Source organism: Citrobacter sp. S55_ASV_140, assembly GCF_018919505.1.
In the GTDB taxonomy this organism is placed as follows: Bacteria; Pseudomonadota; Gammaproteobacteria; order Enterobacterales; family Enterobacteriaceae; genus Citrobacter; species Citrobacter werkmanii.
The window spans coordinates 1-6,737 of sequence record NZ_JAHLQZ010000204.1; the positions used below are offsets into that span (position 1 = coordinate 1).

Annotated in this window: 3 protein-coding genes; all 3 read left to right on the forward strand. The window is 51.7% G+C overall.

From position 1 onward, the window contains the following. Positions 1-282 (forward strand): TolC family protein (locus KQJ18_RS20245; protein WP_216422588.1); only part of this gene is annotated, 282 nt, incomplete at its 5' end. 23 nt (positions 283-305) lie between these two features. After that, the gene (locus KQJ18_RS20250; protein WP_159121833.1) at positions 306-1,547 is read left to right on the forward strand and encodes an HlyD family type I secretion periplasmic adaptor subunit; all 1,242 of its coding nucleotides are present in this window, start codon (positions 306-308) and stop codon (positions 1,545-1,547) included. Between the two features lie 14 nt (positions 1,548-1,561). Then, positions 1,562-6,737 (forward strand): Ig-like domain-containing protein (locus KQJ18_RS20255; protein ID WP_216422589.1); only part of this gene is annotated, 5,176 nt, incomplete at its 3' end.

The window sequence follows — 6,737 nt, forward strand, 5'->3', positions numbered from 1 at the left end:
ATGACAGGAAAAGATTCATTAGAAATATCTAAACGCTCCTATGAAAATGCCGGGAAACTCATTGAACTGTATAAAGAAGAGTTCAAATTAGGTCAAAAATCGCTACTCGACTTTATTTCCAGCAGGAATGAACATTATCAAGCTAACCTGACAATGATTGAGTCACAATTCTCTATCTATCAGGCGAAGCTTGAACAGATGGCTCAACTCGCCGATCTGTTACATGAACTGTATCTGGAACCTGGCCAGATACAGCCTAAAAGCGGTTCTATGTCGCAATGAACAGGAAACAGTGTGACCATCTGATGATGGTCATCGTCGTGATGACCCTCGTCATACTCCTACTTTTTAGCCTGATAAAGATAAATTCGGTCGTACATGGCAGCGGTGTCATTATCACCAAGGATAATACTCAGGTCGTTTCTCTCTCTAAAGGTGGAACGATTGATGCGATTCATGTCGCGGAAGGGGATTTTGTTACCAAAGGTCAGGTCCTTGCCGAAACATCAAACTTTGATATTCAGAAAGAAAACGAACGTACCCAAGCTCAGCACCGCTATCTTGCCTTATATATCAAAGAAATGATGTCCATTTTGGCCTGGAGGCAGGATTATACTCTCTTTGATATTAGCAATATCACGAATCAGGACTTGATTGGTAATATACAATTGTTAATTAGCCAGACCAAAACGAAGGATAATAAAATCAACAGCCTCAATTCTGAAATTGAGCGTTTAGGTATTTCTAAAATCAGCAAGAACAGCGAGCTAATGCTTGTTCAGGAAGAGGTTAATCTTCTTTCTCCTTTGGTTAAAAAGGGTATCAGTTCTTATACCACTCTGTTGGCAAAAAAACAGGCAGCAGAGCGTCTCAAGTCTGAGCTTATCGATCTTGAAAGCCAGGTAGTAGCGAAATCAGAAGAGATAAAGGTGATCCATAGCGAGATTAATGATGATGTCTTTACTTTTCGTAATACCTTGTCGAAAAACTTGGTCGATGCTCAACATGAAGCTGCGCTTAATGACTCTGCCATGAGTGTATTACAAAAGCAGATGAAAGAATCTCGCGTCCGATCGCCCATTGATGGCGTGATTTATCAAATTAACAAAAATGCCTTCACCAAAGGCGGTGTGATACAGGCTGCTGACTCGCTGTTTGAGATTAAACCAATGTCAACCAAAATGCTCGCGGAAGTAAAAATTCAACCTAAAGATCGCGATCAAATTTATGTTGGTGGTTCGGTTAACGTGAAAATTCTCTCATTTATTCTCTCGGGTTCAAAACCTTATACCGGTGTAGTAGAGCAAATCAGTCCTGACTCCTACGAAGATACGGTTAATGGAAATACGGTGAGGTATTACAAAGCTATCGTAGAGTTCACTATCGGTACAAAAGAACGTGATGTTATCAAACCTGGAATGACGGTAGATGCTTTCATTATTACAGGCAACCACAGCATATTAAAATACCTTGCCTCGCCATTGCTGCGTGGCCTTCAACAAGTTTTCAGTGAGCCGGTCATCACTGACAGTAAATCAACTCATTAATTCAGGGTGATAATATGAGTAATACTATTTTTGCAAGCAATGATTCAATTGTCGACTTACAGCAGTATGGTGCTATGGATAGTGCCAAAGTCGTCATTAGTGGGACCGACTTTAAATTTATTTTTCCGGGTAATGTGGTAGTTAACGTTATTAACGGTGCTCTTTATTCAAGCCTTGAAAATAACCACGTTCACTTCAAATTCCAGGGGCAGGATGTTTCAGGTCAGCAACTGCTGAAAACGATCGACTTAAGCAATCTTCAACTTGAACGGCTTGACTCTGCACTATCAGATCAGCGTCAGGATCGCGTGCTGAAAGATAATATTAATAAAATCAGCGAGATTAATGCGAAAGACCTTGAGGAAGCTAAAAAAGAGGCTGCTGATCTGAAGCATGAAGCAGAAAAAATGCGTGCTGAAGCTGAAGAGGCGCAAAAAGCTTCTGCAGAAGTTCAAAAGCAGCTTGAGGAGTTCCTCAATGATAAAGCGCAGAGCAATGGCCAAAATGGCGCAGCCTCTCAGAACCAGGGAGAAGAGCAGCTGGATGCCAGCCTTTACCATAAGAAATATGACGATGACTCTGTGGCTGAGGCCAGTCGACTCGTTTTCTCTGATTACTCATCCAGTTCGTCCAGTTCTTCAAGTTCATCAGAATCTGATGAAACGCCCATCGACGTAAAACCTATTGATGTGGCTCTTAAGCTTGATGACGGCAGTGATTCTGGGGTAAAAAACGATAATATTACCAACGTCACCACGCCGCAGTTTGTTGGTTCTACCGATCCCGGATTGACAGTTTCACTGCGCATTGATGGTGTGGTTGTCGCCGTCACGACCTCCGATGCGATGGGCAACTTTTCATTCAATAGCGGCACGGTGCTGGCTGACGGACAACACAACGTCCAGGTCGATGTGACGGACGGGCAGGGGGGAAGCGGTAGCGCGAAAATTATCGTAACCATTGATACCGTCATCGCGGCTCCCACTTTCGAACTCGACGATCAGTACGCCATTCCTGCAGCCGATCGCATTGAGGGTGAAAATCTTACCCGTTTTACCGATGCGAAAATTATTGGTGAAGCCGAAGCAGGATCGCAGGTTGCTATCTATGCCAATGGCGTTCTGCTTACCACAGTCACCGTAGATTCTGATGGCGCCTGGTCGTATCAGTTTAGTGGTTCAGAATTAAATGAAGGCATTAATAATATTGAGATTGATGCTACGGATAAAGCGGGAAACACGGCATCAACGACCGGCGTTATTACGCTGGATACGATTCCCCCAGAAACACCCGTTATTATTCTTGATGAATCCAGTGATACGGGGATGTCCTCGACTGATAGCCTGACTAATGATAAAACGCCTTCTCTGCATGGTAATGCTGAACCGAACTCAACGCTCGAGTTATATCTTAATGGCTACAAAGTGGCCGATGTCAGCGTGGATTCCATGGGGAACTGGCAATATACACTGCCGGAAAATAAAATTACCGCTGATGGTATTTATACTTTTGAAGTGGTCTCTTCCGATCGTGCGGGTAATACCTCAACCGCACAAATAGATGTGACTGTCGATACCGATATTGATGCATTCACACTGGCAATGACTAGCCAGTCAGACAGCGGAGTTGCCGGGGACAATTATACCAACGATATTTATCCAGCGTTTACCGGTAAAACTGACCCAAATAGTCATATTGTGATCACTAACCTGACGACCGGGGAAAAGATTGAAATTGATGCTTCACAGAGTGGTAATTTCAGCTTTAACCTGGCGCAGGCCTCTGCAGAAGGGCTGAACGAACTCTCAATCACCGTAACCGATTATGCGGGCAACCAGCAAACCTTCAGCTACGAATATACTATTGATACGGTTGCTCCCGTATCGCCCGATATTGAACTGTATAAATACACCGTTTCAAAATCAGGCGATATTCTGACAAACGACGCCACGCCAGCCTTTACCGGTACAGCAGAAGCGGGCAGTACGGTGACGATTTATATTGATGGCAAGGCCTGTGGCACGGTGACGGCAAACCACGATGGTATCTGGTCGTTTACCTTGCCAAGCGATCTGGCTGATGGTAGCTATACTGCAGTGGCTTATGCGACTGACCTTGCGGGAAACGTTTCTCCATCATCTGCCGATTGTACTTTCACTGTCGATACCAGCACGACGTCACCGGTTGCCACGTTGCAGGCTGAAGATGATACGGGGATAAGCCAGACTGACTGGATCACCCGGCAAAATGATAATTTAACAATTGACGGGACCTCTGAAAAATACGCCACCATTACAGTGATGGTTGACGGTAAAGCCGTGGGCACTACCCAGGCTGATGCTAATGGCAACTGGCAGTTCGAATATGACCCTAATCCGGCGCTTTCCGATGGCGATTATACGCTGACTATTCAGGCTCAGGATGAGGTGGGGAACACATCGAGCAGTAGTTACGATCTGGTCATTGATACCGTCACCGTCACGCCGTCGCTTAAATTAGACACGGGTTCAGATACGGGATCGTCGAATGATGATGGTATCACCAAGGAAACGCAGCCGTTGTTAACCGGAACGGCTGAAGCCAACGCGACGATCGAGATCTTTATTGATGGTACCGTAGTCGGTCAGGTTGTCTCTGATAAAAATGGCGTCTGGAACTATCGTATCCCGGAAGAGGCGAGCTTAGCTGATGGCGAGCATGCCGTCGTTGTACGTGCAACAGATGCCGCCGGCAACAGCGCAAACTCGACCACGCTGGATATTGTGGTCGATAGTACGATGGAAACACCCACAATCCATCTTGATAGCGATAGCGGCATAAGTGATGCCGATCGCATTACCAATAACGCTTCCCCGATTTTCTCTGGTTCAGCCGAGGCTTATTCCAGCATCACTATTTATCAGGACGGGAAGGCCATCGGGAAAGTCAGCGCGGATGCTAACGGAAATTGGTCTTATAGCTTCACGGGATCGCAGGCGTTGACCGATGGAAGCTACATTTTTTATATCACGGCAACAGATGTCGCCGGCAACTCAGCGACATCAGAAAAAATTCAGGTCACCATTGATACCCAGGTTTCTATCCCTACGCTGGATCTGGCGGATGCGTCAGACACCGGCAGCCTCAACAGCGACAACATCACCCGGGACACCACGCCAACATTCTCGCTGGGCAATATCGATGCTGACGTGATCAGCGTGCAGGTCATTATCAACGGCACCGCCTATGACGCCGTGCAGTCAGAGGGCAAGTGGACCTTTACCGCCCCGGAACTGGCTGATGGCGACTATAGCATCAGTGTTATCGTCACCGACAATGCGGGTAATACCGCTAACTCGACCACACTGGCCATGACGGTGGACACCAGCCTGGTGGCGCCGGTGATCGCCCTGAGCGACGACACCGGTACCCCCGGCGATAACCAGACTAACGACGCCACGCCGGGCTTTGCCATCACCACGGAGAACGACGCCGTCAGCGTGATGGTGAGCATCGACGGCGGCACCCCGGTGGCGGCGACGAAGGCCGCCGACGGGCAGTGGCATATTGACAGCACCGCGCTGGCCGACGGCGATCACGCCATCGTGGCCACCGTCACCGACCTCGCCGGCAACACCGCGACGTCCTCACTGGCCTTCACCGTCGACACCACGCTGTCGGTGCCGACCATCGATCTGGCGGATGCGTCAGACAGCGGCAGCCTCAACAGCGACAACATCACGAACGACACCATGCCAGCGTTCACGCTGGGCAGTATCGACGCGGATGTGACGAAGGTGCAGGTCATTATCAACGGCACCGCCTATGACGCCGTGCAGTCAGAGGGCAGGTGGACCTTTACCGCCCCGGAACTGGCGGACGGCGACTACAGCGTCACCGTGCAGGTCACCGATGACGCGGGGAACGTGCAGACCTCCACCGCGCTGGCCATGACGGTGGACACCAGCGTGGCGGCGCCGGTGATCGCCCTGAGCGACGACACCGGTACGGCGGGGGATAACCAGACTAACGACGCCACCCCGGGCTTTGCCATTGCCACGGATAACGACGCCGTCAGCGTGATGGTGAGCATTGACGGCGGCACCCCGGTGGCGGCGACGAAGGCCGCGGACGGGCAGTGGCATATTGACAGCACCGCGCTGGCCGACGGCGACCACACCATTGTGGCCACCGTCACCGACCTCGCCGGCAACACCGCAACGTCCTCACTGACCTTCACCGTCGACACCACGCTGTCGGTGCCGACCATCGATCTGGCGGATGCGTCAGACAGCGGCAGCCTCAACAGCGACAACATCACGAACGACACCACCCCGGCGTTCACGCTGGGCAGTATCGACGCCGACGTGATCAGCGTGCAGGTGCTGATCAACGGGACGGCTTACCCGGCGACACTGACGGACGGGACGTGGACCTTTACCGCGCCGGAACTGGCGGACGGCGACTACAGCGTCACGGTGCAGGTGACCGACGACGCGGGGAACGTGCAGACCTCCACGGCGCTGGCCATCACGGTGGACACCCGCGTGGCGGCGCCGGTGATCGCCCTGAGCGACGACACCGGTACCCCCGGCGACAACCAGACTAACGACGCCACCCCGGGCTTTGCCATCACCACGGAGAACGACGCCGTCAGCGTGATGGTGAGCATTGACGGCGGTAAGCCGGTGGCGGCGACGAAGGACGCGGACGGGCAGTGGCATATTGACAGCGCCGCGCTGGCCGACGGCGACCACACCATCGTGGCCACCGTCACCGACCTCGCCGGTAACACCGCGGACTCGGCCACCCTGACCTTTACGGTGGACACCACGCTGTCGGTGCCGACCATCGATCTGGCGGATGCGTCAGACAGCGGCAGCAGCAACAGCGACAACATCACCCGCGACATCACGCCGGCGTTCACGCTGGGCAGTATTGATGCGGACGTGACGAAGGTGCAGGTCATTATCAACGGCACCGCCTATGACGCCGTGCAGTCAGAGGGCAGGTGGACCTTTACCGCCCCGGAACTGGCGGACGGCGACTACAGCGTCACCGTGCAGGTCACCGACGACGCGGGGAACGTGCAGACCTCCACGGCGCTGGCTGTGACGGTGGACACCCGCGTGGCGGCGCCGGTGATCGCCCTGAGCGACGACACCGGTACCCCCGGCGATAACCAGACTAACGACGCCACGCCGGGCTTTG